At 62.1% G+C, this 25,179-nt stretch carries 22 protein-coding genes and 2 riboswitches; of the genes, 10 read left to right on the top strand and 12 right to left on the bottom strand.

Annotation, left to right across the window (positions count from 1 at the left end; all coding sequences use genetic code 11):
• Positions 1-21: 21 nt before the first annotated feature.
• Together CKW07_RS01840 and CKW07_RS01835 are read right to left on the bottom strand one after the other, a co-directional pair.
• The gene (locus CKW07_RS01840; protein WP_095143307.1) at positions 22-786 is read right to left on the bottom strand and encodes an IclR family transcriptional regulator; all 765 of its coding nucleotides are present in this window, start codon (positions 784-786) and stop codon (positions 22-24) included.
• 18 nt (positions 787-804) lie between these two features.
• A complete protein-coding gene (locus CKW07_RS01835) occupies positions 805-1,194 on the bottom strand; it encodes a RidA family protein (protein ID WP_095079575.1) in 390 nt (129 codons plus the stop codon).
• A 380-nt stretch (positions 1,195-1,574) separates the two neighbouring features.
• Here CKW07_RS01835 and CKW07_RS01830 point away from each other — a divergent pair, with 380 nt between their 5' ends.
• Positions 1,575-1,832 carry a DUF2790 domain-containing protein gene (locus CKW07_RS01830; RefSeq protein ID WP_095143306.1) on the top strand — a complete coding sequence of 86 codons (258 nt, stop codon included), beginning with the start codon at positions 1,575-1,577 and terminating at the stop codon, positions 1,830-1,832.
• Positions 1,833-1,873: 41 nt separating this feature from the next.
• On the opposite strand, the gene CKW07_RS01825 is transcribed toward CKW07_RS01830, so the two are convergent.
• From CKW07_RS01825 to cobW, 4 genes are all read right to left on the bottom strand, one after another.
• Complete coding sequence (locus CKW07_RS01825) at positions 1,874-2,479, bottom strand: VWA domain-containing protein (RefSeq protein WP_095143305.1); 606 nt, start codon at positions 2,477-2,479, stop codon at positions 1,874-1,876.
• A 53-nt stretch (positions 2,480-2,532) separates the two neighbouring features.
• Entirely contained in the window at positions 2,533-3,540 is a 1,008-nt protein-coding gene (locus CKW07_RS01820; protein ID WP_095143304.1) for an ATP-binding protein, read from the bottom strand.
• A gap of 66 nt (positions 3,541-3,606) precedes the next feature.
• A complete protein-coding gene (gene cobN, locus CKW07_RS01815; RefSeq protein ID WP_095143303.1) occupies positions 3,607-7,380 on the bottom strand; it encodes a cobaltochelatase subunit CobN in 3,774 nt (1,257 codons plus the stop codon).
• A 3-nt stretch (positions 7,381-7,383) separates the two neighbouring features.
• The gene (gene cobW, locus CKW07_RS01810) at positions 7,384-8,451 is read right to left on the bottom strand and encodes a cobalamin biosynthesis protein CobW (protein ID WP_095143599.1); all 1,068 of its coding nucleotides are present in this window, start codon (positions 8,449-8,451) and stop codon (positions 7,384-7,386) included.
• Between the two features lie 99 nt (positions 8,452-8,550).
• Positions 8,551-8,762, bottom strand: a riboswitch (cobalamin riboswitch).
• 135 nt (positions 8,763-8,897) lie between these two features.
• Positions 8,898-9,120: riboswitch (cobalamin riboswitch) on the top strand.
• Positions 9,121-9,217: 97 nt separating this feature from the next.
• On the opposite strand from cobW, the gene CKW07_RS01805 reads away from it, so the two are divergent.
• The 4 genes from CKW07_RS01805 to cobM all read left to right on the top strand — a co-directional run bounded on the left by CKW07_RS01805 (position 9,218) and on the right by cobM (position 11,359).
• Positions 9,218-9,409 (top strand): CbtB-domain containing protein, encoded by a 192-nt coding sequence (locus CKW07_RS01805; RefSeq protein ID WP_095143302.1) that lies wholly within the window; start codon positions 9,218-9,220, stop codon positions 9,407-9,409.
• Between the two features lie 11 nt (positions 9,410-9,420).
• Entirely contained in the window at positions 9,421-10,122 is a 702-nt protein-coding gene (locus CKW07_RS01800) for a CbtA family protein (protein ID WP_095143301.1), read from the top strand.
• Positions 10,119-10,532, top strand: coding sequence for a cobalamin biosynthesis protein (locus CKW07_RS01795; protein ID WP_095079559.1), 414 nt, complete (start codon positions 10,119-10,121; stop codon positions 10,530-10,532). Before CKW07_RS01800 ends, CKW07_RS01795 begins: the two co-directional genes overlap by 4 nt.
• Positions 10,533-10,612: 80 nt before the next feature.
• A complete protein-coding gene (gene cobM, locus CKW07_RS01790; RefSeq protein WP_095143300.1) occupies positions 10,613-11,359 on the top strand; it encodes a precorrin-4 C(11)-methyltransferase in 747 nt (248 codons plus the stop codon).
• Positions 11,360-11,488: 129 nt separating this feature from the next.
• Here the strand turns inward: cobM and nfuA are convergent, their stop codons facing one another.
• Positions 11,489-12,073 (bottom strand): Fe-S biogenesis protein NfuA, encoded by a 585-nt coding sequence (nfuA, locus tag CKW07_RS01785; protein WP_007941757.1) that lies wholly within the window; start codon positions 12,071-12,073, stop codon positions 11,489-11,491.
• A 134-nt stretch (positions 12,074-12,207) separates the two neighbouring features.
• Positions 12,208-14,499 (bottom strand): fatty acid cis/trans isomerase, encoded by a 2,292-nt coding sequence (locus CKW07_RS01780; RefSeq protein WP_095143299.1) that lies wholly within the window; start codon positions 14,497-14,499, stop codon positions 12,208-12,210.
• 154 nt (positions 14,500-14,653) lie between these two features.
• Here CKW07_RS01780 and metH point away from each other — a divergent pair, with 154 nt between their 5' ends.
• From metH to csrA, 3 genes are all read left to right on the top strand, one after another.
• The gene (gene metH / locus CKW07_RS01775; protein WP_095143298.1) at positions 14,654-18,364 is read left to right on the top strand and encodes a methionine synthase; all 3,711 of its coding nucleotides are present in this window, start codon (positions 14,654-14,656) and stop codon (positions 18,362-18,364) included.
• Positions 18,365-18,555: 191 nt separating this feature from the next.
• Positions 18,556-18,990 (top strand): glycine zipper domain-containing protein, encoded by a 435-nt coding sequence (locus CKW07_RS01770; RefSeq protein ID WP_095143297.1) that lies wholly within the window; start codon positions 18,556-18,558, stop codon positions 18,988-18,990.
• Between the two features lie 656 nt (positions 18,991-19,646).
• Positions 19,647-19,841, top strand: coding sequence for a carbon storage regulator CsrA (gene csrA / locus CKW07_RS01760; protein ID WP_095143295.1), 195 nt, complete (start codon positions 19,647-19,649; stop codon positions 19,839-19,841).
• Positions 19,842-19,865: 24 nt separating this feature from the next.
• On the opposite strand, the gene CKW07_RS01755 is transcribed toward csrA, so the two are convergent.
• Positions 19,866-21,059 (bottom strand): benzoate/H(+) symporter BenE family transporter, encoded by a 1,194-nt coding sequence (locus tag CKW07_RS01755; protein WP_095143294.1) that lies wholly within the window; start codon positions 21,057-21,059, stop codon positions 19,866-19,868.
• Between the two features lie 187 nt (positions 21,060-21,246).
• On the opposite strand from CKW07_RS01755, the gene CKW07_RS01750 reads away from it, so the two are divergent.
• On the top strand, positions 21,247-22,731 hold the full coding sequence (locus CKW07_RS01750) for a PLP-dependent aminotransferase family protein (RefSeq protein ID WP_095143293.1): 1,485 nt from the start codon (positions 21,247-21,249) through the stop codon (positions 22,729-22,731).
• Positions 22,732-22,888: 157 nt separating this feature from the next.
• Here the strand turns inward: CKW07_RS01750 and CKW07_RS01745 are convergent, their stop codons facing one another.
• Positions 22,889-23,464: a hypothetical protein gene (locus CKW07_RS01745; protein WP_095143292.1), complete on the bottom strand. Its 576-nt coding sequence runs from the start codon at positions 23,462-23,464 to the stop codon at positions 22,889-22,891.
• A gap of 395 nt (positions 23,465-23,859) precedes the next feature.
• The gene (locus CKW07_RS01740; RefSeq protein ID WP_095143291.1) at positions 23,860-24,147 is read right to left on the bottom strand and encodes an excalibur calcium-binding domain-containing protein; all 288 of its coding nucleotides are present in this window, start codon (positions 24,145-24,147) and stop codon (positions 23,860-23,862) included.
• A 433-nt stretch (positions 24,148-24,580) separates the two neighbouring features.
• Here CKW07_RS01740 and CKW07_RS01735 point away from each other — a divergent pair, with 433 nt between their 5' ends.
• A complete protein-coding gene (locus CKW07_RS01735) occupies positions 24,581-24,796 on the top strand; it encodes a hypothetical protein (protein ID WP_095143290.1) in 216 nt (71 codons plus the stop codon).
• Between the two features lie 167 nt (positions 24,797-24,963).
• On the opposite strand, the gene CKW07_RS01730 is transcribed toward CKW07_RS01735, so the two are convergent.
• A complete protein-coding gene (locus tag CKW07_RS01730) occupies positions 24,964-25,167 on the bottom strand; it encodes a hypothetical protein (RefSeq protein WP_095143289.1) in 204 nt (67 codons plus the stop codon).
• Positions 25,168-25,179 lie beyond the last annotated feature (12 nt).

Below are 25,179 nucleotides of genomic sequence, written 5' to 3'. Positions count from 1 at the left end.
AGGCAGCCGCGCGCGGCGCCACTATTCGTTGATGCGACGGGCCAGGTTGTTCGCGCTGTCGATCAGCACCCGGCGATAGTCGTGGTAATTGTTCTTGGCGTCGACCCGTGGGGCGACGATGCACAGGGTTGCAATGGCCACCCCGCCCGGGTCTTTGACCGGGGCGGCGAAGCAATGGGTAAAGGTGTCGGCGACGCTGTCGAAAGAGAAGAAACCTTCGGCGCCGGCCTGACGGATCTCGGCGAGAAAACGCTCCAGCGGCAGGCGTTCGCCATCGGGCAGGATGAAGTCGTCCTCGTCGATCAGGTCGATGATTTGCTGGTCGCTCAAGTGCGCCAGCAACAGGCGCCCGGACGCCGTCCACGGGATCGGTGCGTTCTCGCCGATGTCCGAAGAGATACGAAAGTGCCGCTCACCCTCTTTCATCAATGCCACGGTGTATTTACGCCCGTTGAGCAGGCACATCTGCGCGGTCTCCCGGGTCTGGCGGACGATCTCCTGCAAGGCCTGGTCGGCCTCGCGGGTGAGGTCGAAATGGCGCAAGTGCGCCTGCCCGAGGAAGTACAACTGACGGCCCAGGTAGACATGACCCTCCTTGCCCACCGGCTCGAGAATCCGTCGCTCCAGCAATGCGGCAACCAGCTCGTAGACCGTGGATTTCGGGCTGCCGATACCACTGGCGATATCGTTGGGGCGCAGTGGCTGGCCGATTTCCTTGAGGAAATCGAGGATGTCGAATGCCCGGTCCAGGCCGCGAGCCCGACGCTTGATGGTGTCTTCGGTCATGTCAGTGAGTTCCCGCCTTCAGGCCTTTTTCTTATAGGCAACGCAGTCGATCTCGACCTTGCAGTCGACCATCATGCTCGCTTGCACGCAGGCGCGGGCCGGGGCGTGCTCGGGGCTGAAGTACTCGGAGAACACCTTGTTGAAACTCCAGAAGTCCCGCGGGTCTTCCAGCCACACGCCCGTGCGCACCACGTCTTCAAGACCGTAACCGGCTTCTTCGAGGATGGCGATCAGGTTGCGGATAGTCTGGTGGGTCTGCTCGACGATGCCACCGACAATGATTTCGCCATTCACCGCCGGCACCTGGCCGGACACATGCAGCCAGCCATCGGCTTCAACGGCACGGGCGAAAGGACGGGGCTGACCACCACCGGCGGTGCTGCCGGTGCCGTAACGAGTAATGCTCATGGGTATCTCCTGCTCGAAAAGAATCAAATCGGGCGTTGCGCAGTGGTTTCGCCAAGCGTGGCACCGTCGCCACCTGACGACATATTCCGCTATAGCGGAATACTGTATGCAATAGCGGAACAGACGACGGAAGTGTGCCACAGCCCAACGGGAAAATCCCAGCGCAATCGTTCTGTCGGTACATCAACGGCACGTGCGAAAGTTGCGACTGTTTATCACGAGCGAGAACGAAATCGGCGCTGGGCGGTTGATCGACTAAAAGAGCGCTGGGCCGTTCATCAATGCGCGGAGGTTTTCTGAGCGTACACGAGGAATAAACCACCCCGGGGTTCGTCGTACGGTCACTGAAATCATTCAGTCGCCACCACGAGCACCCCATCATGAAAACTGCCTTGCTTGCCCTGGCCCTGGTCTCCCTGAGCACCGCGGCTGCCGCCAACACCGTCGCCAGCGGCACCCCGCCGATCATGGAGGACTACAGTTTCTCGACCCGCCTGGATATCGCCGAAGTCATCTCGACGTCCGACTACAACTACTGCGGCATCGGCCCGCGAGAATTGACCTATCTGGATCACCAAGGTGTGTTGCGCACATTGCGCTATCAGGCCTTTGGCGATGGCTGCATCGACCAGAGTTGAACCTGCGACCCGCCCCAGGTCATCACCGACTCACCAGGTGCCTAGTCAGGCTGATCGATGTGTCGATACTCGGCATCCAGGTCGCAGGCCAGGGCCTTGGCGCGCCCGAGCCGAATGGGGCCGCGTTCGATGTCGACCAACAGGCTCGGGCAGTCGAACACGGGCAGCGCCGGCCAGTGCCTGAGGCGTCCGTCGGTCAACAGCAATAGCCGCTGCTGCTCGGCCCCGAAGCGTTTCTGACGTTGCGCCAACCACTGCGCGGCCTGTTCCAGCGCGGCCAGCAACGGCGTGCCGCCACCGGCACCCAGCGTCTGGAGCCAGTCGCGCAAACTGCCCGAGGCCTTCAGGCCTTGTACCTGCCACTTCGGCGCGCTGCCACTGGCCGTCAACAAGGCCAACCGCGCACGCTGGCGGTAAGCGTCGTCGAACAACTGCGCCAACAGGCCTTTGGCATCGCTCAGCGCCTGATGGCGGCGAGTGGAGGCCGAGGCATCGACGATCACCAGCCACACCTCATGGGGGGCACGGCTGCGCAGATGAAACAGCAGATCCTGGTAGTGACGCGGCCGACCGTTAAGCAGCGTCCCCGGCCAGTTCACCGCACCACAGCATGCTGCCCGACGCTGCCCCTGCCGGCCGTTTTTCAATCGCCCTGCCCGGGGTCTGGCATTCGCCCCCGCGTCAGATCGAGGGCGAATGCCTAAGGCTTTTTTGGCCAGCTCGGCACTTCACGACGAGCACCGGTGGGCAATGCCTGGGCGGGCATTTCACCCCACTGCCCCTGACCTTCACCAGGATTGGGCAATGGCGCGGTGGCGGTGTCTGGCGAGTGATGCTGACTCGGGGCAGACGGCGGCGTATCGCGACGCCGATGACGCAGGGCAAACTCGGCGACCGCGTCGATGTCGACCTCGCTGATGGTCGCCGCCCCCCGCCACGCAGCATGGGCCCGCGCCGCGCGCAGCCACACCAGGTCCGCGCGCAAGCCATCGACCCCGGCGGCGAAACAACGCTCGGTGATCTGCGCCAGCGCGTGGTCGTCGAGCGGGATCGTTGCCAGCGCCATGCGCGCCTGCTGGCAGCGTTCACGCAGTGCCTGCTGCGGGCTTTCCCACTGAGCGCAAAAGCCCTGGGGATCACTGTCAAAATCCAGTCGACGACGAATGATCTGTCCGCGTTCAAGGGGCGCGGTGTGACCGCTGAGGGCAACGTTCAGGCCGAATCGATCAAGCAATTGCGGACGCAGCTCGCCTTCTTCCGGGTTCATGGTGCCGATCAGCACGAAGCGCGCCGAATGCCGATGGGAAATGCTGTCACGCTCGATCAGGTTGGTGCCGCTGGCCGCCACGTCGAGCAACAAGTCCACCAGATGGTCGGGCAGCAAATTCACTTCGTCGACGTACAACACGCCGCCGTCGGCCTTGGCCAATACGCCAGGGGAAAACTGTGCCCGGCCCTCGCCCAGCGCCGCGTCCAGGTCCAGGGTGCCGACCAGGCGTTCCTCGGTCGCGCCCAACGGCAAGGTGACGAACTGCCCACTGGCCAGCAGATCCGCCAAGCCACGCGCCAGGGTGGACTTGGCCATGCCTCGCGGCCCTTCGATCAGCACACCGCCGATCTTCGGGTCGATGGCGGTCAGGCACAGCGCCAGTTTCAGGGCATCGGCGCCGACCACGGCGGACAGCGGGAAATGGGGGATGTCGGTCATGTCGGGTTTTCTCTTCATGGTCGGTAATGCCACAGGTGTGCGCGGGCGTGGGCGTGGGCGCTGCCGCTAGCCGTCTTCCTCGATATCCAGCAGCAGATTCTCCAGCGCTTCGCGGTACTCGCCCGGTTCCTGCCACATCCCGCGCTGCTGGGCTTCCAGCAGGCGCTCGGTCATGTCGCGCAGGGCGTGGGGATTATGCTGGCGGACGAACTCGCGGGTCGAGGGATCGAGCAAATAGGCGTCGGCCAGCAAGGCATACTGATGGTCGTCGATCAGCTGTGTGGTGGCGTCGAAGGCGAACAGATTGTCCACCGTGGCCGCCAGTTCAAACGCACCTTTGTAGCCGTGGCGCTTGACCCCTTCGATCCATTTCGGGTTGGCGGCACGGGAACGGATGACCCGGTTCAGCTCTTCCTTCAGCGTGCGGATCTTCGGCAGATCCGGCTGGCTGTGATCGCCGTGATAACTCGCCGCCGCTGCACCGCTCAGGCTTTCCACGGCGGCAAGCATGCCACCCTGGAACTGGTAGTAATCGTTGGAATCGAGCAGGTCATGCTCGCGGTTGTCCTGGTTCTGCAATACCGCCTGGACCTGGCTCAAACGCTGAGCAAACTGCTGGCGGGCAGCCGTGCCTTCATCGGCACCTCCATAGGCGTAGCCACCCCAGTTCAGGTAGACCTCGGCCAGATCATCGCGGCTTTGCCACAAGCGCCCGTCGATGGCGCCCTGCACGCCTGCGCCATACGCCCCGGGCTTGGCGCCGAAGATGCGCCAACCGGCCTGCCGCGCAGCATCCGCTGCCGCCAGCCCCGATGCCATCAAGGCTTCACGCTCGGCGCGCACCTTGGCTGCCAGCGGATTCATGTCGTCGGGCTCATCCAGCGCGGCCACCGCTTGCACGGCGGCGTCGAACAGCCGGATCAGGTTGGCGAAGGCATCGCGGAAGAACCCGGACACCCGCAAGGTCACGTCGACCCGTGGCCGGTCCAGCAGGCTCAGGGGCAGTATTTCGAAATCGTCGACCCGCTGGCTGCCCGTGGCCCACACCGGGCGTACGCCCATCAGCGCCATCGCCTGGGCGATATCATCGCCCCCGGTGCGCATGGTCGCCGTGCCCCAGACTGACAGCCCCAACTGGCGCAAATGATCGCCGTGGTCCTGCAGGTGCCGCTCGAGAATCAGGCTGGCGGACTGAAAACCGATACGCCAGGCGGTGGTGGTCGGCAGGTTGCGCACGTCCACCGAGTAAAAGTTGCGACCGGTGGGCAGTACGTCCAAGCGCCCGCGACTCGGGGCACCGCTGGGGCCGGCCGGGACAAACCGCCCCGCCAGGGCATCCAGCAAACCGCGCATTTCCGCCGGGCCGCAGGCATCCAGACGCGGCGCGACCACCTGGCACAGGCTGTCGATGATTGCAGCGACCTCCGTCCATCCGGGTTTATCCAACGACAGCACGTCAGCCCCCAGGGCCTGTTCGATCAACTGCGCAGCGAACCACTCGAGGCGTTCGCGCGTATCGCCCGCGGTGCGCCACACCTCGTCGCTCAGGCTCAGCAAGGCAGCCGGCCGTGGACCGGTCCACGGATCGGACAACTCGCAATCGAGTGGGTCAAAACCCAGGGCGAAGGCCTTGGCCAGGGCGCGCAACAGACTCGACTGCGCCCCCCGCCCGTCGCCGCGCGGAATGCGCAGCAAGGCCAACAAGGTGTCGATCCGCAGACGCCCGCCCGGCGACTCGCCGAACACATGCAGGCCATCGCGAATCTGCGACTCTTTCAGGTCGCACAAATAGGTGTCCAGGCGCGGTAACCAGATTGCGGCATCCGCCTCGCTGTCGAGTCGCTCGTCCAGTTGCAGTTCGCGGTCGATATGGGTTTCACGCACCAGCTTGAGGATGTCCCGTTGCAGTTCCCGCGCGCGACGCGGGTCGAGCAGCTGGGCTTCGTAATACTCGTCGGCCAACAGTTCCAGATTGCGCAGCGGGCCGTAGGTTTCGGCACGGGTCAGGGGCGGCATCAAGTGATCGATGATCACCGCCTGGGTACGGCGCTTGGCCTGGGCACCTTCGCCCGGGTCGTTGACGATGAACGGGTAGATATTCGGCAGCGGCCCCAGCAATGCATCCGGCCAGCAGCTTTCGGACAACCCCACCCCCTTGCCCGGCAGCCATTCCAGGTTGCCGTGCTTGCCCACATGGATCAGGGCATGGGCGCCGTAGGCCTTGCGCAACCAGAAATAGAACGCCAGGTAGCCATGGGGGGGCACCAGGTCCGGGTCGTGATAGACCGCGCTCGGGTCAACCTGATAACCGCGCGCCGGTTGAATGCCGACAAAGGTCAGGCCAAAGCGCAGGCCGGCCACCATCATGCGCCCACCGCGGAACATCGGATCGCTTTGCGGCGGGCCCCAGCGTTCCAGCACGGCGTTGCGATTGGCCTCGGGCAAGGCGTTGAACATCGCGTGGTAGTCATCCAGCGCCAGGCTTTGCTGGCAGGGGCGCAGGTCGATCGCTTCCAGGTCATTGCTGACGCCGCCAAGCAGCTGCTGGATCAACTCAGTGCCGCTGTGCGGTAAGTCGGCAGGCAGCGGGTAGCCTTCGGCGTGCAGCGCCCGCAAGATGTTCAGTGCTGCCGCCGGGGTGTCCAGCCCTACCCCGTTGCCGATCCGTCCATCGCGGGTCGGGTAGTTGGCGAGGATCAGCGCAATGTGTTTGTGCCCATTGGCCACCCGTCCCAGCTCGACCCAGCGCCGCGCCAGCTCGGCGACGAAATCCATGCGCTCGGGCTGCGCGCGGTAGCAGACCACGTCCGACTGGCTGCGCTCGCTGCGCCAGGCCAGGTCCTTGAAACTGATGGGGCGGCTGATGATCCGCCCGTCGAGTTCCGGCAAGGCGATGTGCATGGCCAGGTCCCGGGGGCCCAGGCCTTGCTCGCTGTCCCGCCAGCCCGGCTCGTTGTCCTGGGCGCAGATGGCCTGGATCACCGGGATGTTGCGACGAAACGGCCGCAGGTGCGGCGCTTCAGGACTGGATTGGGCGAACCCGGTGGTGTTGAGGATCACCGCGGCCTGCACCTCGTCCAGCCAGTCTTCGACCACTGTCAGGCAGCCGGGCTCTTTCAGGCTGGCCAGCGCGATCGGCAGCGGGTTGAGCCCCGCCACCTGCAAGCGCTGGCAGAACACATCGATGAAGGCAGTGTTGGCGGCCTGCAAATGTGAACGGTAGAACAGCACCGCCGCCACCGGCTGACCGGCCTGCCAGTCGGCTTGCCAATCGCCCAGGGTGGCGGTGCTCTTGTGCGGATGGTAGAGCGCGGTGCGCGGCAGAACCTGCGGTTCGGCCCACGGGTAATCACGGCCCAGCCAGCGACTGGCCAGGCAACGATAGAGGTCCAAGGCGTTGTCTTTGCCGCCCTGGCGCAGGAAGTGCCAAAGCCGCTCGCGGTCGGCCACCGGTACGCTGCTCAGGTCGCTGAGTTCCGGATCGGGACGGTCGTCGCCCGGCACCAGAATCAGCTGCACGCCCCGCTGCGACAGTTCCACCAGCCGTTGAATGCCATAGCGCCAATAGGCGATACCGCCGTGCAACGAGAGCAGAATCACCTTGGCGTGGCACAGCACCTGGTCGACATACAGGTCGACCGAGGCATGATTCTGCACCTGCATCGGGTTGGCCAGGCGCAGGCTCGGGTAGTCCTCGGGCAGCTGCTGCGCCGCTTCGGCCAGCAGTGCCAGGCTGGAATCACCGCTGCACAGGATCACCAGCTCGGCCGGGGTCTGGCCCAGGTCGGCAATGTTGTCATCGGCGACGAAACCGCCAGGCTGGGTCCTGAGCAGGTGCATGGGTTAAACGCTGAGCGCGGCGCGCAGTTGCGCTTCGAGCAAGGCCGCGTCCAGCGCCTGGCCGATCAGCACCAGGCGCGTCGTGCGCGCTTCATCGGCGCCCCACTGGCGGTCGAAGTGCTTGTCGAAACGGGTGCCCACGCCCTGGATCAGCAATCGCATCGGCTTGTTCGGGATCGCTGCGAAACCCTTGACCCGCAAGATGCCGTGCTGGACCACCAGTTGGGTCAAGGCATCCAGCAGCAGGCTTTCGTCGGCTTGCGGCAGTTCGATGGAGATTGAATCGAAGGCGTCGTGATCGTGGTCGTCGTGGTCATCACCGTCGTGATGGTGATCGTGATGGCTGTGGCGGCTGTCGATGTGTTCTTCGGAGCCTGCACCCAGGCCGATCAGCACGTCCAGCGGCAGGCGACCGCTGCTGGCCTCGATGATCTTCACCGCTGGCGGCAGCTCTTCGGCGACTTCCAGGCGCACGCGGGCCAGGTCGGCGGGTTTGATCAGGTCGGCCTTGTTGAGGATCACCAGGTCGGCGCTGGCCAGTTGGTCGGCGAACAGCTCGTGCAGCGGCGATTCGTGGTCCAGGTTCGGATCCAGTTTGCGCTGAGCGTCGACCTGATCCGGGAAGGCGGCGAAGGTGCCGGCGGCCACGGCCGGGCTGTCGACCACGGTGATCACGGCGTCCACCGTGCAGGCGCTGCGGATTTCCGGCCACTGGAAGGCTTGGACCAGCGGCTTTGGCAGGGCCAGGCCCGAGGTTTCGATGAGAATGTGGTCGAGGTCGCCGCGACGGGCCACCAACTCGCGCATCACCGGGAAGAACTCTTCCTGGACGGTGCAGCACAGGCAGCCGTTGGCCAGTTCATACACGCGACCGTTGGCCTCTTCCTCGGTGCAGCCGATGGCGCACTGCTTGAGGATTTCCCCGTCGATGCCCAGTTCACCAAACTCGTTGACGATCACCGCGATGCGCCGACCCTGAGCGTTATCGAGCATGTGCCGCAGCAAGGTGGTTTTGCCCGAGCCGAGGAAACCGGTAACGATGGTGACGGGGAGTTTGGCCAGTGTTTTCATCGGATGCCCTTTGGCTTTGGTGGCGGGCATACGGGACGAGAACCGGCAACGCAGACGCGCGCGGGAAGAGTTCGCCACCGGATCACCCCGCCCGGTTGTAGTGAGAATCTGTGTCGAGGCAGGTCTCCTGGCTGACGGTGGGCCGGTCTTTCGACTGGCGGCTTCTGCGCCTTCCCGCCGCTTGGGATCAAGCGTGCAGTGGCCTGGCAGAAACAGCACCGTTCACAGTTGCGGGGGCAGCCGCGGCATTGACCGCGTTCCCTTCTTAGCTTCGACGCATGCGCCGAAGAACCTCGAAAGCGCAAGGCTACGCATGGTGCGGGGGCGGGTCAATGTTCACAGGTTGATTGCGATCCACTGTGGCGAGGAAGCAAGCTCCCTCGCCACAGGGTTCGGCCGCGCTTGAGAACGCTTGCCAATTGACGCGAATCCCTCGCCCATGCTCTCCTACACGCCTTGTTACGGGTGCCCTTCACAGGGTGAAACGGGAAACCGGTGAATCATGTGCTTTACTCCAAGCCATGTCAGTCCGGTGCTGCCCCCGCAACGGTAAGCGAGCGAAGCATCAGATCCACTGTGCCAAAGCGGCATGGGAAGGTGATGCTTGCCGGTATGGCGATTGCCAACCCCTCGTGAGCCCGGAGACCGGCCCGCAACACATAGAAAACAAACCCGCGGTGGGCGGGCGCTGTTGTAGCCTCTGCGTGCCCGGCTCGCGGGGTTTTCATGCGCTCGATTCACCCCTGACTGACCAGAGGGAAGCGCCATGTCGATCATCAGCAGCACTCGCCACGCCACCGCCAGCACCACAACCACCCTGAGCCAACGCCTCGTTGTCGCTGTCAGCGCCTCGATCCTGGGCGCGTGCCTGGTGTACTTCGCCGGCTTCTCGCACATCGAAGCGGTGCACAACGCGGCCCACGATACCCGTCACAGCGCCGCCTTCCCGTGCCATTGAGACCTGCCGACATGATCAAGCGAATCGCGCAAACCGCGGGCTTCACCGGGCTGCTGGCCGCCCTGCTACTCACCCTGCTGCAAAGCTTCTGGGTCGCGCCACTGATTCTTCAGGCCGAAACCTTCGAAAGTGCTCCGGCAACCGAAGTGCATGAACACGCCGAAGGCGCCGTGGCCGCTCACACTCACGATGCCGAGGCCTGGGCCCCGGAAGACGGCTGGCAGCGCGTGCTGTCGACCACCGGCGGTAATCTGGTAGTAGCCGTTGGTTTCGCCCTGATGCTGGCCGGCCTCTACACCTTGCGCGCGCCCCGCCGCACCGCCCAAGGCCTGCTCTGGGGCCTGGCCGGCTATGCGACGTTCGTCCTCGCCCCGACACTCGGCCTACCACCCGAGTTGCCGGGCACCGCCGCTGCCGATCTGGCGCAACGGCAAATCTGGTGGATTGGCACCGCTGCCTCGACGGCCGCAGGCATCGCCCTGATCGCGTTTGGCAAAAACTGGCTGCTGAAAGTTCTCGGTGCCGCGATTCTGGCTGTGCCCCATGTCATTGGAGCCCCACAACCTGAAGTACACTCGATGCTGGCGCCTGAAGCATTGGAGACCCAATTCAAAATCGCTTCGCAGTTGACCAACATGGCCTTCTGGCTGGCCCTTGGCCTGATCAGTGCCTGGTTGTTCCGCCGCAAAAGCGAAGGTCAATACGACGCATGAGTGAAAACCGCGCAGCGCCGACCCTGGTGGTTGGCCTGGGCTGCCAGCGTGGCTGCCCGGCGAGTACGCTGCGCGCATTGCTCGACCAGGCACTGGAGGCTCATCACATCCAGTTGCAGGCGATCAAGGCCCTGGCCAGCATCGACCTGAAGCGAGATGAGCCGGGCCTGATCGAGTTGGCCGCGCAGCTGGGATTGCCGATGACATACTTCAGCAGCGAACAGTTGGCCGGCTACCACCCGCAACTGAGCCACCACTCGGAAATCGCCTTTGAGCGCACCGGTTGTTATGGCGTGGCCGAAAGTGCCGCGCTGGCCCTGGCCGAACACTTGGCCCAGGCCCCGGCCAGACTGCTGATCTGCCGACAGAAATACGCCCAGGCGACCTTTGCATTGGCCTGCGCTGCGTAAAACCCCCGATAATCACCCCTTCGATCATGAGCAAACTTCATCTGAAGCCTGCCTTGACCCCTTTTTCTCAGGAGCCGGCCATGACCGTCTACTTCATTGGCGCAGGTCCCGGCGACCCGGAACTGATCACCGTCAAGGGCCAGCGGCTGATCCGCAGTTGCCCGGTGATCATCTATGCCGGCTCACTGGTGCCCGAAGCCGTACTGCAAGGCCATCAGGCGCACCGGGTGGTCAACAGCGCCGAGTTGCACCTGGAGCAGATCATCGAACTGATCAAGACTGCCCATGCCCAGGGCCAGGATGTGGCCCGCGTGCATTCCGGCGACCCCAGCCTGTATGGAGCGATCGGCGAGCAGATCCGTTACCTGCGCGAGCTGCAGATTCCGTTCGAGATCATCCCCGGCGTCACCGCCACCGCGGCCTGTGCAGCGCTGCTGGGAGCCGAACTGACACTGCCGGACATCTCGCAGAGCGTGATCCTGACGCGCTACGCCGACAAGACGGCCATGCCGGCAGGCGAAGAGTTCAGCAGCCTGGCCCGGCATGGCGCGACCATGGCGATACATCTGGGGGTCAACCACCTGGAAAAAATCGTCGCCGAACTGCTGCCCCACTACGGTGCGGACTGTCCGATCGCGGTGGTTCACCGGGCCAGTTGGCCGGATCAGGATTGGGTGACAGGGACGCTGACGGATATCGCCGGCAAGGTGAACGCCAAGGGGTTTCGGCGTACGGCGCTGATTCTGGTGGGTCGGGTGCTGGGCAGTGACGCGTTCAGTGAGTCGTCGTTGTATCGCGCCGGGCATGCGCATCTCTACCGCCCTTAACCGATACACCGCGTCCAAAAAGCGGACGCGGAGCGTGGGAACGATCAATCACCCTCGCCACAGGTCACCGGTCATCCATAAAAAAACGGCGCTCACGGGGCGCCGTTTTTCAATCTCGCAGCGAACACCTTAGTAGTAGGCGTTTTCTTTCTGCGTGTGGTCGGTCACGTCGCGTACACCCTTGAGTTCCGGGATACGCTCGAGCAGCGTGCGCTCGATGCCTTCCTTCAAGGTCACGTCGGCCTGGCCGCAGCCCTGGCAGCCGCCACCGAACTTCAGCACGGCGATGCCGTCTTCCACGACATCGATCAGGCTGACCTGACCGCCGTGGCTGGCCAGCCCCGGGTTGATTTCGGTTTGCAGGTAGTAGTTGATGCGCTCGTTGACCGGGCTGTCGGCGTTGACCATCGGTACTTTGGCGTTTGGCGCCTTGATGGTCAGTTGGCCGCCCATGCGGTCCGTGGCGTAGTCGACCACGGCGTCGTCCAGGAAGGCTTCGCTGAAGTGATCGATGTACGCGGTGAAGCTCTTGAGCCCCAGCGCGGTGTCTTCAGGTTTTTCTTCGCCCGGCTTGCAGTACGCAATGCAGGTTTCGGCGTATTGAGTGCCAGGCTGGGTGATAAAGACCCGAATGCCGATCCCCGGGGTGTTCTGCTTGGAGAGCAGATCAGCCAGATAATCGTGGGCGGCGTCGGTAATGGTAATGGCGGTCATGGAAATTCCTCGCAGGCTTGGGCGCAGTTTACGCCAATCATCGTGCCGGACAAAGTCCTAGTATTTCTGTCGGGAAAGAAGCGCTGCCTTCCTGCGAAAGCAAGCGCCCCCGGGTTCCCCTGATCAAAGGCCGGTCAGAGGTTTTCGAAGCGGTTCATGTCCAGCACGCCCTCTTCCACCGGGTCGGTTTCGTGGATGTAGCGGCTCAAGTCATGGAAATACACCCAGAACAGCGGGTGACTGCGACGAATCCCCCAGCGCCCGACGATTCTCTCGAAGCGCTGGGTATCCTTGGCGTATTCCATATCTTCGACGAACTCCGGTACTTCCCGGGCCGGAATGTTGAACATGAAGTTGGGGTAGCTGCTGAGTACCCCGGGATAGAGGGTCAGCGTGTCCAGCCCCGGCTGATAGCGCAGCGCTTCGCCGACCATGAATGCAACGTTGCTGTGGGCGCGGTTGCGCAGCAGGCTGTAGACCTCGCGCTTGCCGCTGGCGGTTTCAATGCGCAGCATGGTCGCCTCCGGTAGCAGATCGATGACCTTGAGGCCAGCTGCCGGGCGCGATGTCAGGCGGCTCAACGCCTGCTCGGCACGCTGCAGGGCCGGGTCGATGTTGGGCCGTGAGCAGTAGGCACCGTTGCAGCGGTTGATCGGGTCGGGTCGAGCGTTCAGGTCGCCATAGCGGGCCAGCAATTGATTGGCAAAGTCGCGCTTAGGGTCCTTGTCATCGAGCTTCAAGGCCGTCGGCGTGTCGTCGTCGATGCTTTCGTAATCCAGCCACATCTTGACCTTGCCACTGTTCTGGTACCAGTCGTCCAGGTAACCGTCGCGCGAATCAGCCGGCATCAGGCGCAGGAAGTTCTGCTCGGCGCCATTGCGGATCAGGTCGAAATACAGTCGGGTCTGCGCCTGATGGGAGACATTGCCGAACACATCGAAATTCACCGCCAACTGGTAATAGGTGCGTTCCAGCAGGGGGAAATCGAACAGCCACATCGTTTGCGGCACGTCGCCGATCAGGCCCTTGGTCACCGAGGCGCTGTCGAAATGGCGGAAGATGCTCAGCAAGGCGTTGTCATTGCCCGCCCACAAGCTCGACCAGCTGGGCGCAGGTGAATCGGCGTAGTTGTCGCGGCGCAGGGCTTCGTACTCGTTGCGTTTGTCGCGGTAGGCGTGCCACAGGCTCAGCACGCTGCCCACGTCGTCGTTCTGACCGGGCATGGCCAGCAATGGCGTGGCTTGCGCCTGATAGTTCGGATCGACGATGTACAGATCATGCTCGGGGGCCTGGAACAAGGCCCAGAATTGATCGCGGATCACATCGGTTGCGATCTGTCCGCGGCACACCGGCCCGCGAATAAAGGTGCGCACAAAGTACTCGGCGTTATCGAGCATAAACTGATAACGCGCTTGCGCCGGGATCGCCTGGAACGTCTGGAACGGATTGGCACGGCGCTCCGGCCCGTAACCGGGCAAGGCGTCGACCTGCCAGTTGCCGCTATAGAACAGGCTCTTGATCCGAGCCATTCTCGCCGGGCTCAGTGGGTAGGTGATGTGGGTCTTGTGCACGATCACCCCTTGCACCGGCCACAGGCGGTAATACACCTGGGTACCCGGATCGTCGTTGGGGCGGCGGCTGTTGATCAGGTCGATGGGCTGGCCGGTCGGCGTACGCGAACGTACCCACTGGAAGAAATGCCCCTGCTCGCCCTCCTTGAAATACAGGTGCGCGAGGAACAGGTGCTCGAACAGCCAGCGCGCCACCAGGCTTTCGCGGGCACCCGGGGCGTTGAGCAAGTTTTCCCATTGCACGATCTGCAAGGCTTCCCGCGTGCTGGGCGCCAGCCCTTGTTCATCGATGGGCGCACCCGAGGCCAGCCAGCGTTGCAGGGTCTGGTACTGCTGGCTGGTCAAGCCGGTCACGGCCAGGGGCATGCCCTCTTTCGGGTACTCTTTGGCATAGCCGTCGAATTCGCCGGTCTGCGAACACAGGTTGGCCCGGTTCAGGCCCAGAACGATGTCTTCCGGCAGCTTGGCGTTGGGCTGCAAGGGGGTCTGGTGCCCCAGTTCCAGCATGCGCGCCATCAGCCCGGCCTGACTGCCCTGGGCATCGAGTACCGAATAGAAGTCCTTGCGCTGCCAGGCGGCCTTGCCAAACGCGTCATAGTACAGGCGGGTCGGGTCCGACGCCTTGCTGCGATCACCGGCGTAGACCGGCGTCTTGCTCGCCCCCCGTGCCGCGCCCTCGCCACTGCCCAGATTGAGCTGACAGGCGGCGTCGTAGCAGGCATGGCACGCCACGCATTTTTCCGTGAAGATCGGCTGGATATCGCGGGTATAGGAGATCGCCGGCACCGCTCCCTGTGCTGTGGCGCCCGTGCTGATAAACAGCACAACGAGGCTGATGAATACGCGATACGACATGTCCCTGGTCCCGATCATGAAAAAACGCCGCGATTCTACCGGTCTAACCCCGGCACCAACATGAGCGATATTCATGCAAATCCTGGCCATGCTCTAAAAGCGCACAGGTTTGCTATGATTCCGCCCCTTCGTAATGGCCTTACCAGGTAGTCCTATGTCCGATCGCAGTGCTCGCCTTCACGCCCTCAAGCAAGCCCTCAAAGAGCGCATCCTGATTCTCGATGGCGGCATGGGCACCATGATCCAGAGCTTCAAGCTCGAGGAGCAGGACTACCGTGGCAAGCGCTTTGCCGACTGGCCAAGCGACGTCAAGGGCAACAATGACTTGCTGGTACTGAGTCGCCCGGATGTGATCGGAGCGATCGAGAAGCAATACCTGGATGCCGGCGCCGACATTCTGGAAACCAACACCTTCAACGCCACCCAGGTATCCCAGGCCGACTACGGCATGCAGGGCCTGGCGTATGAGCTGAACGTAGAAGGCGCGCGCCTGGCACGCAAGGTCGCCGACGCCAAGACCCTGGAAACCCCGGATAAACCGCGCTTCGTGGCCGGTGTCCTGGGCCCGACCAGCCGTACCTGCTCGCTGTCGCCGGATGTGAACAACCCCGGCTACCGCAACGTGACCTTCGACGAACTGGTGGAGAACTACACCGAGGCCACCAAAGGCCTGATCGAAGGCGGCGCCGACCTGATCCTGATCGAAACCATTTTCGACACCCTGAACGCCAAGGCCGCGATCTTCGCCGTCCAGGGCGTTTTCGAGGATGTCGGTTTCGAACTGCCGATCATGATCTCCGGGACCATCACCGATGCGTCCGGCCGCACCCTGTCCGGCCAGACCACCGAAGCCTTCTGGAACTCCATCGCCCACGCCAAGCCGATTTCCGTCGGCCTGAACTGCGCCCTCGGTGCCCGTGAGTTGCGCCCGTACCTGGAAGAGCTGTCGAACAAGGCCAGCACCTATGTGTCGGCACACCCCAACGCCGGCCTGCCAAACGAATTCGGCGAGTACGATGAACTGCCGGCCGAAACCGCCAAGGTCATCGAAGAGTTCGCCCAGAGCGGCTTCCTCAATATCGTCGGCGGCTGCTGCGGCACCACCCCGGGGCACATCGAAGCCATCGCCAAGGCCGTCGCCGGCTACACGCCACGGCAGATTCCGGACATCCCCAAGGCCTGCCGCCTGTCGGGCCTGGAGCCGTTCACCATCGATCGCAACTCGTTGTTCGTCAACGTCGGCGAGCGGACCAACATCACCGGCTCCGCCAAGTTCGCCCGGCTGATCCGTGAAGACAACTATACCGAGGCCCTGGAAGTCGCCCTGCAGCAGGTTGAAGCCGGCGCCCAGGTGATCGACATCAACATGGACGAGGGCATGCTCGATTCGAAGAAGGCCATGGTGACCTTCCTCAATCTGATTGCCGGCGAACCGGACATCTCCCGCGTACCGATCATGATCGACTCCTCCAAGTGGGAAGTGATCGAAGCCGGCCTGAAGTGCATCCAGGGCAAGGGCATCGTCAACTCCATCAGCATGAAGGAAGGCGTCGAGCAGTTCATTCATCACGCCAGGTTGTGCAAGCGCTACGGCGCCGCCGTGGTGGTGATGGCCTTCGACGAAGCCGGCCAGGCCGACACCGAAGCGCGCAAGAAAGAAATCTGCAAACGCTCCTACGACATTCTGGTCAACGACGTGGACTTCCCGCCGGAAGACATCATCTTCGACCCGAACATCTTCGCCGTGGCCACCGGCATCGAAGAACACAACAACTATGCCGTGGACTTCATCAACGCCTGTGCCTACATCCGCGACGAACTGCCGTATGCCCTGACCTCGGGCGGCGTGTCCAACGTGTCGTTCTCGTTCCGGGGCAACAACCCGGTGCGGGAAGCGATCCACTCGGTGTTCCTGCTGCACGCGATCCGCGCCGGCCTGACCATGGGTATCGTCAACGCCGGCCAGTTGGAGATCTACGACCAGATCCCGGTGCAACTGCGTGACGCCGTGGAAGACGTGGTGCTCAACCGCACCCCGGCAGGCACCGACGCCCTCCTCGCCATTGCCGACCAGTACAAGGGCGATGGCAGCGTCAAGGAAGCCGAGACCGAAGAGTGGCGCAACTGGGACGTCAACAAGCGCCTGGAACACGCCCTGGTCAAAGGCATCACCACCCACATCGTCGAAGACACCGAAGAATCCCGGCAGTCGTTCGCCCGCCCGATCGAAGTGATCGAAGGCCCGCTGATGTCCGGCATGAACATCGTCGGCGACCTGTTCGGCGCCGGTAAGATGTTCCTGCCCCAAGTGGTGAAGTCCGCCCGTGTCATGAAGCAAGCCGTGGCCCACCTGATCCCGTTCATCGAGCTGGAAAAAGGCGACAAGCCCGAAGCCAAGGGCAAGATCCTCATGGCCACGGTAAAAGGCGACGTGCATGACATCGGCAAGAACATCGTCGGCGTGGTGCTGGGTTGTAACGGCTACGACATCGTCGACCTGGGCGTGATGGTGCCTGCGGAAAAAATCCTCCAGGTGGCCAAGGAGCAGAAGTGCGACATCATCGGCCTGTCCGGCCTGATCACCCCGTCGCTGGATGAGATGGTCCACGTGGCGCGCGAAATGCAGCGCCAGGACTTCCACTTGCCGCTGATGATCGGTGGTGCGACCACCTCCAAGGCACATACGGCGGTGAAGATCGAACCCAAGTACAGCAACGACGCCGTGGTCTACGTCACCGACGCCTCCCGCGCCGTGGGCGTTGCCACGCAGTTGCTGTCCAAGGAGCTGAAGGCCGGCTTCGTCGAGAAAACCCGCGAGGAATACGTCGAGGTCCGCGAGCGCACCGCCAACCGCAGCGCCCGTACCGAGCGCCTGAGCTACCCGGCCGCGATTGCCAAGAAGCCGCAATTCGACTGGAGCAGCTACGAGCCGGTGAAACCGACCTTCACCGGCGCCAAGGTGCTGGATAACATCGACCTGAAGGTGCTGGCTGAGTACATCGACTGGACACCGTTCTTCATTTCCTGGGACCTGGCCGGCAAATTCCCGCGCATCCTGCAGGATGAAGTGGTGGGTGAAGCCGCTACCGCGCTGTACGCCGACGCCCAGGAGATGCTCGCCAAACTGATCGACGAGAAACTGATCAGCGCCCGTGCGGTGTTCGGCTTCTGGCCGGCCAACCAGGTGCACGACGACGACCTGGAAGTCTACGGCGACGACGGCAAGCCGCTGGCGCGCCTGCATCACCTGCGCCAGCAGATCATCAAGACCGACGGCAAGCCGAACTTCTCCCTGGCCGACTTCGTCGCCCCGAAAGACAGCGGCGTCACCGATTACGTCGGCGGCTTCATCACCACCGCCGGCATCGGCGCCGAAGAAGTGGCCAAGGCCTATCAGGACGCTGGCGACGACTACAACTCGATCATGGTCAAGGCCTTGGCCGACCGCCTGGCCGAAGCCTGCGCCGAGTGGCTGCACCAGCAGGTACGTAAAGACTACTGGGGTTACGCCAAGGACGAAGCGCTGGACAACGAAGCCTTGATCAAGGAGCAGTACAGCGGCATCCGCCCTGCCCCCGGCTACCCGGCCTGCCCGGATCACACCGAGAAAGGCACGCTGTTCAAGTTGCTCGATCCCGAGGCTGCTGAACTCAAGGCAGGCCGCAGCGGCGTGTTCCTCACCGAGCATTACGCGATGTTCCCGGCTGCCGCCGTCAGCGGCTGGTACTTCGCCCACCCGCAGGCGCAGTACTTTGCCGTGGGCAAGATCGACAAGGACCAGGTGCAGAGCTACACCGCCCGTAAAGGCCAGGAATTGAGCGTGAGTGAACGCTGGCTGGCACCGAACCTGGGTTACGACAACTGACAGCCCTATGAGCCGGGCACTGCTTGCAGCGCCCGGATGACGGATATTCCCGGGCCGCGGTCGAACTTTTGACGACAGCACTCTCTCTAACCGATTAGACAACCGTCGAATCGGCGCACACAGCACGGCTTGAACACTCAGCGAGCTGATAGGGAAGTCTGAAATCAAACATGACTCATGAGGTCCACAGCATGCGATTAATCCTGTCCACCCTTGCCCTGGGTATTCTGTTCACACAAGGCGCCATGGCCTCTGGAGATGGCGACGCTGCCATCGGTGGCGGATTGGGCGGCGCGCTGGGTAACGTTGTTGGCCAACAAATTGGCGGCAGCACCGGAGCGGCGATTGGCGCCGGTGTCGGCGGGGCCGCAGGCAGCGCCGTCGCCGCCCCCAAAGGCAACCGGAACGAAGCCGCGATCGGCGGCGGAATCGGTGCGGCAGGCGGTTCGGTGATCGGCAATTCGCTGGGTGGCTCGACCGGCTCCACCATCGGTGCCGGGCTGGGTGGCGCCGCCGGTGGCGCGGTGGGCAACAACCTGGCGGACGATGACGATCATCACTCCGGCGGCAAAAGCTATAACGGCAAGCACAAACACAAACACAAGAACAAGTACAAGCACGACTGAGTGACCCTCACCGCTTGTGCCCTGAAGCCCGCCCTGCGCGTAATGCTATTCAGTTAAGAAAATGAGACCGCACGTGTAGGAGCGAGCGCGCTCGCGATGAACTCAAGAACCACGCGTTTATTCAGAAATCCGCGTAATCGTTGACGTCCATCGCGAGCCCGCTCGCTCCTACAAAGGTCGGCGCTCGCTTAGCTGAACATCATTACGCCCTGCGCGGGCTTTTTGCTGCCCTGGCGAAAGTGCCGGGATGAGCCGACACATCAAGGTGCCCTGCCAGCCGGTAAATCCATATTTTTGATACTTATTAACTTTGCAGAACGTCCGAGCGGGTTCTAAATGGGTGTCGAGAGGGGCTGGCTGCAAGCACTTCACAGCGCTTGCACATGGGTTGACTCGGCAGGTAGCAATCGACGCTTGCCTGCGGTGGTGCCAACCCTCTCACCCCAAGTGAAACTCCTTTTGTTCCGCGTTCCCGCTTGGGAACGCGGTTCTTTTTATGTCCGCTCCCCCCATCCCGACGCCCCCCATTACCGACCAGCCTGGCGCATTTGCCATGGGCTGCACCTCGATCATCGACAATTGAGAATTATTGATTCGCGTCTGCACGCGCCTGAGCACCAGTATGCGGGGATATTCCATCACTCCGGAGCTACAGGATGTTACTGCTAACCAGGCGAATCGGTGAGTCCATTATTATCGGCGACGACATCAAGATCACCGTGTTGAGCCCGAGCAATATGCGCACGGGCGCCAGGATCGGAATCGATGCGCCAAAGGACGTAAAAGTGCATCGGGAAGAAGTCTATTTGCGCGACCAGAAACGCAAAGCGACTGCCACGCCGGACACCTGATCAACCCGCATCATGGCAGCCCGCTCAGCGATTTCGAATCCTGGCGTGCATCACGCCATGCATGACCAACCCCACCAGCAGCCCCCAGAACGCTCCGCCAAGGCCCAGCAGCGTGACGTTGGCCGACGTGGCCAGGAAGGTAACCAGCGCGGTTTCCCGCCCTCGTACATCCGTCACGGCGGTCGCCAGGCTGCCGCCAATCGCGCCCAGCAAGGCGAGGCCGGCCAGGGTGGTGATGAATGTGGCGGGCAGCACCACGAACAAGGTGGCCAAGGTGGTACCGAACACGCCGACGAGCACATAGAACACGCCACAGGCGAGCCCGGCGATGTAGCGCTTGCCGGGTTCTTCGTGGGACTCAGGTCCCGTGCAAATGGCGGCGGTGATCGCCGCCACATTGAACGCATGGGAACCGAAGGGTGCCATCAGCAGCGAGCCCAGCCCCGTCACGGTGATAATCGGATTGGCGCTGGTTGTGAAACCGTCATTGCGCAGGACCAGCATGCCGGGCATGTACTGCCCGGTCAGGGTGATCACAAACAAGGGCAAGGCGACGCTGAGCAGCGTATTGAATGAGAACTCGGGTGTCGTCCAGACCGGCGTGGCCAGGCTGAGCTCGACACTGTCGAAACTGACCTGTCCCAGGCCGAGTAACAGCGCAACACCGATCACCAGGACGCCGACAATACTGTAGCGGGCAGTGAACCGGCGGATAAGCGCATAGCTGAAAATCAGTACCCCAACCAACAGCGGGTCAACACTCGCGCCACCGAACGCTCCCATGCCGAATCGCAACAGGATGCCCGCCAGCAGGCCGGCGGCAATCCCCGGCGGGATCATCTTCACCACGCGCTCGAAATAGCCCGACATCCCCAGTATCACGAAGCCGATGGCTGACAACACATAAGCGCCAATGACTTCGGCATAGGGCGTATTAGGCAGTACCGTGATCAGGAAAGCCGCGCCCGGCGTCGACCAGGCAGTGATGATCGGTTCCCGGTAGCGGTAGCTCAACCAGGCCCCCGTCAGGCCAACCCCTACGGACACCGACCAGATCCACGAAGCGGTTTGTTCGGGGCTCAGCCCGGCCGCCTTTGCCCCCTGAAACACGAGAATGAAAGTGCCGCCGTAGTTGACGATGACGGACACCAGCGCCGCCACCACCGGATGGAACAGATCGGTTGATTTGAGGGGTATGGCCGTCGCCGTGCTTTTCATCCGTGAAGTACCTTCCTGAGTGCGCATGCTCGGGCTGGGATCCGGTCAGGATCTGCGCCAGACGCCCGGCCCAGAACCTGCGCGGTTAACAATGAAGCCAGTATGGGTACAAAATGGACTGGTTGAAATATCCACTTTCCACAGTTAACTTAGACCACTTGTTTCGGCGGATACGGATGTCCTTCTTATGAAAAAACGCGCCACGGCTTACCCGATCTGGAACGCCTTTCTCCCCTCCACTGACAGCCCACTGTCCCTGCGCGAACAACTGGTGCGTTTCTTCCGCAAAGGCGTGACCCATAACACCCTCAAGCCCGGCATTCGGCTGCCCGCGTCCCGCACGCTGGCACAGGAGCTGGGAGTTTCGCGGATGACCGTGACCGGCGTTTATGAACAGCTGCTGGCCGAGGGGTTCTTCGAAGCGCGCCAAGGGGCCGGGACCTACGTGGCCAGCCGGATCGGGATCAGGCCCCCAGCGCCCTCCACGCCTGCACGACCGGTTCTGGCTGGCTCCCTGCGCTCGTGCCAGCTGGTAGGGCTCGACTCCATGTCACTGGCCCATCCCGCCTGGCCGCTGACGCCTGGCCTCCCGGCACTGGATGCCTTCCCCTATGCGCTTTGGGGCAGGCTTGAAGGGCGGTTCTGGCGGGGACGGCTGGCCTGCGGCGCCTCCTATGGCGATCCCCAAGGCCTGCTATCCTTGCGCGAGGCCCTGGCAGAGTACCTGGGCGTCGCCCGCGGCATCACCTGTCGCCCCGACAACATCATCGTCGCCCCCGGTGCTCAAGCGGCCGTCCTGATTGCCGCGCTCGCACTCACGGACAGAGGTGATCGCGCCTGGGTCGAAAGCCCGGGATACGATGCCACTTACCGCAGCCTGGTATTGGCCGGACTGAACACCGTTGGCGTGCCGGTCGATGCCGAAGGCCTGGAAGTGCAGGCCGGGCGCCGACTCGCACCCGACGCCAGGCTGGCACTGGTGTCACCCTCACACCAATACCCGACCGGTGTCACCATGAGTCTGGCCAGGCGCATGGCCCTTCTGCAATGGGCTGACGAGGCGAATGCCGTGATCCTCGAAGATGATTACGACAGTGAATTTCGTTATGAATGTGCCCCCACCACGGCGCTCAAGGCACTGGATGGCGACAATGGTCGAGTCATCTACGTCGGTACGCTTAGCAAGTTGCTCATGCCCGGCCTACGCCTGGGTTTCCTGGTCGCGCCCGATCATCTGGTGGATGTGTTGCAACGCGTACGCAATGGCAGTGGCCACCGCGTACCGAAGTCAGTGCAAGCCACCGCTGCCGACTTTATCGGCAATGGCCATTTAGGCCCCCATATCCGCCGCGCCAAGTCGCTCTACACAGAGCGCCGTGCGGCCCTACTGTCAGCTATCGCGAGCGAAGCCGACGGACTGCTTTCGGTCTCGACCGCCGCCACCGGGTTGCATCTTCTCGCCAACCTGCCGCAGGGTTGTGACGATCAAGCACTGACCGCCGCCGCCCGGGCACGAGAGATTGGTGCCGGCCCATTGTCGGGATTGTTCGTGGCGCCCTACACCAAAGTCCGCCATGGCCTGTTGATGGGCTTTGGCAACACACCGGCAACGTCCATGCGCGGCGCCGTCCAGACACTGTGCGCGCTGATTGAAGCGCAAATGCGCACGTGATATCCGCCAGGAGACAGAGCCGTTGATTCAGGCTGTTTGTCGACACGGCAGTGAAAGTCTCAGTGCAGCATCGGGGGGCTGAAGACCGGATGTTAAACGTGTCAGGAAAAAGCGTCGATTGTCCGCGACCGAATCGCCGCGGACTCTCCCCCCCCTTTCACTCACTGCCTGTACGCGACCACCTATCGCCCATGGTGCCCGCCGCACTGGCGACTATCAGTGACACCGCACACGCAAGCAACGCAAGCGCTGCGAAAGCACCCATCACATGCAAGTAAGGCAGTGCGTGATTCCAGGCTCGAGCCACGCCCAGGAAAGAGGCGAATAGCCAGCCGCTCATCGACAGCGCGCCCAAGACCGCAAGCCGAGTGCGCCCGGAGGCGTGCAACAAGACAAAGGCACCCTTTTGCAGGAGCGGGAAACCGATTCGATGCAGCAGTGTGCCGTTCAGGGTAAGCAGCACGACAACGGTCACTTTGGCCCAGAGTTTCTGATTGAGCAGATACGCATCGCCCTCGGTGACATACCCTTGGAGCACCAGCAGCAGACCACTTCCCCAAAGCGCCCACAGTGCCAGGGTAACAATCTTCTGGGTGTCTTCGATGTACTGACGCTGCGTGAGATCCAGCGCTTCCTTGCGCCAGCTCCAAAGCTTGTGATCGGCCTGCAATACCCGACCCAGGGCAATGCACGTGGCGAGCAGGTGACCGTATACGAGTAGCATTTTCAGCATTGCCTTGACCTTATTGTTATGTGGGCAATGCTCTCCTTGCGACCCTTGATTATGAAACTTAATGATACATATTTACATTTGTACCCGCAAATTTCAAAACGGATCGTATTGTCGAGGGGTCATGCTGCAAAAGCGAAAGCTTGACCAGGCAGCCACACACGACATCCCGGTGACCGTCAGATCAAATCCGGGTCTTCTATCGCATGACCATGTTTGGATTGCGCTGGTCTGCCGTTCTAGGTGACCAGCTGGAAGGAGAGCTCCCCTCGCCAACTGCGTCAGGGACGAGCTGATTGGGCGGCAGCCAGCGAGGATCGCAATTTGCCACTAGCCCGTTTGACGAGTGTGTCTCGTCTGTAAAAAAATCAAACCACTACCAGCCTGTTAATGGACGCTCATCGACACCACTGCGATTCACAGGGCACCCCATCGTGGTCTCCGTCCATTTCCATTCCCGGGCAGTTCTGCAAAAAGCTCGTGGCCTCCGCACAAGAGGTCATCTGTGAACAGCGCTTGCGGCCATCACATTTGACGGGAACCGAAATCGAAATGAGCTTTGGCGCAGTCACCGCTTGGGAGGCGGCCTGTTGACTGGATAGCCTGGCCTGCGTCCATGACTGTACTTCAGGGGAAAACTTCCAGGCCAACAACCCCATAACCAGCACTAAGAAAATCAGTTTCATTTGATTCATCCGTGATGAGGGACTGACTGCATACTTACGCTGCCCGCCTTCCAACGCAACCCCTTCCGGATAGGTCATTGCAGGTCAAGATAGTGACCACACCCAAGGAAATTAAAAAAAGTCCCGCTATTACAAATACTGTTATAGCCATGCTTCACCTGCACTGACTAATAAAACCCCATCCGAATGAAATAAACGTTCTACTTAACGTAGTTCCTGCATCTTCGGCAGCGAAGGATTATCGACTTGCTCCTGACAACATTCGCCATTACGCATCCGGGGACTGGTCTACGCTGAATACACTCAGTGTGCTGCCCCGATCGAGGGATGAGCCACGCAAAGGTTCTGTCGGTTTTGAATACGCAAAGCCCTAAAACCAAGCTGACGTGGCAGTGGGCATGACAACCGTAGAATGCCGTAGGATGTCGCCAAAATGAATGTCCTCGAATTCGTGATCGAGATGATTACCAAGTTTTCCGACTTGGTAAACGCGCTTGACCGGCTTGCGCCTTACAAACCCGAAGGCCATTGGATGCATCGGCATCGGAGAGCGATCAAGATCGTGTCCAACATTGCTGCAACTCTGCTCCTGATCATTCTAGGGTTGTTTATTTTCTCTCTTGTGAGCGATGGAGCAAAGGCAGGCTGATCTGGCACGGCGAGGGATTTGCAGGAAACATCATGAGGCTGACGAAACCGCCTCACAAAGTGTAGATACGTGAAAACATGGCACGGACCTTTCGGAATGAACACCTGGCCGTGCAGAAACGAGACCTGGAGGACATGCACTCCAGGCCATCAGCGACATTGACGCGATCAGTTACTTCGGCTGAGCTGCACATTCTGGCTCGTGCATTCGGTGGTGCTGACAGTACCCATGAAAGCATTCATCTTCACGGCGCACTTTTCAATGTTCAAGCCGTTACGTCCATCACTCGAGATGTTGGTGACATATGGGCCTGCGGTTGTGCAGCCGGCCAAGGCAGCGAGCAGGCCCAGGGTAATGATAGTGGATTTCATAGGAGTCCTTTC

This window comes from Pseudomonas sp. Irchel s3b6 (assembly GCF_900187415.1).
GTDB lineage: Bacteria > Pseudomonadota > Gammaproteobacteria > Pseudomonadales > Pseudomonadaceae > Aquipseudomonas.
This window is presented reverse-complemented; position numbering and strand designations above follow the sequence as displayed.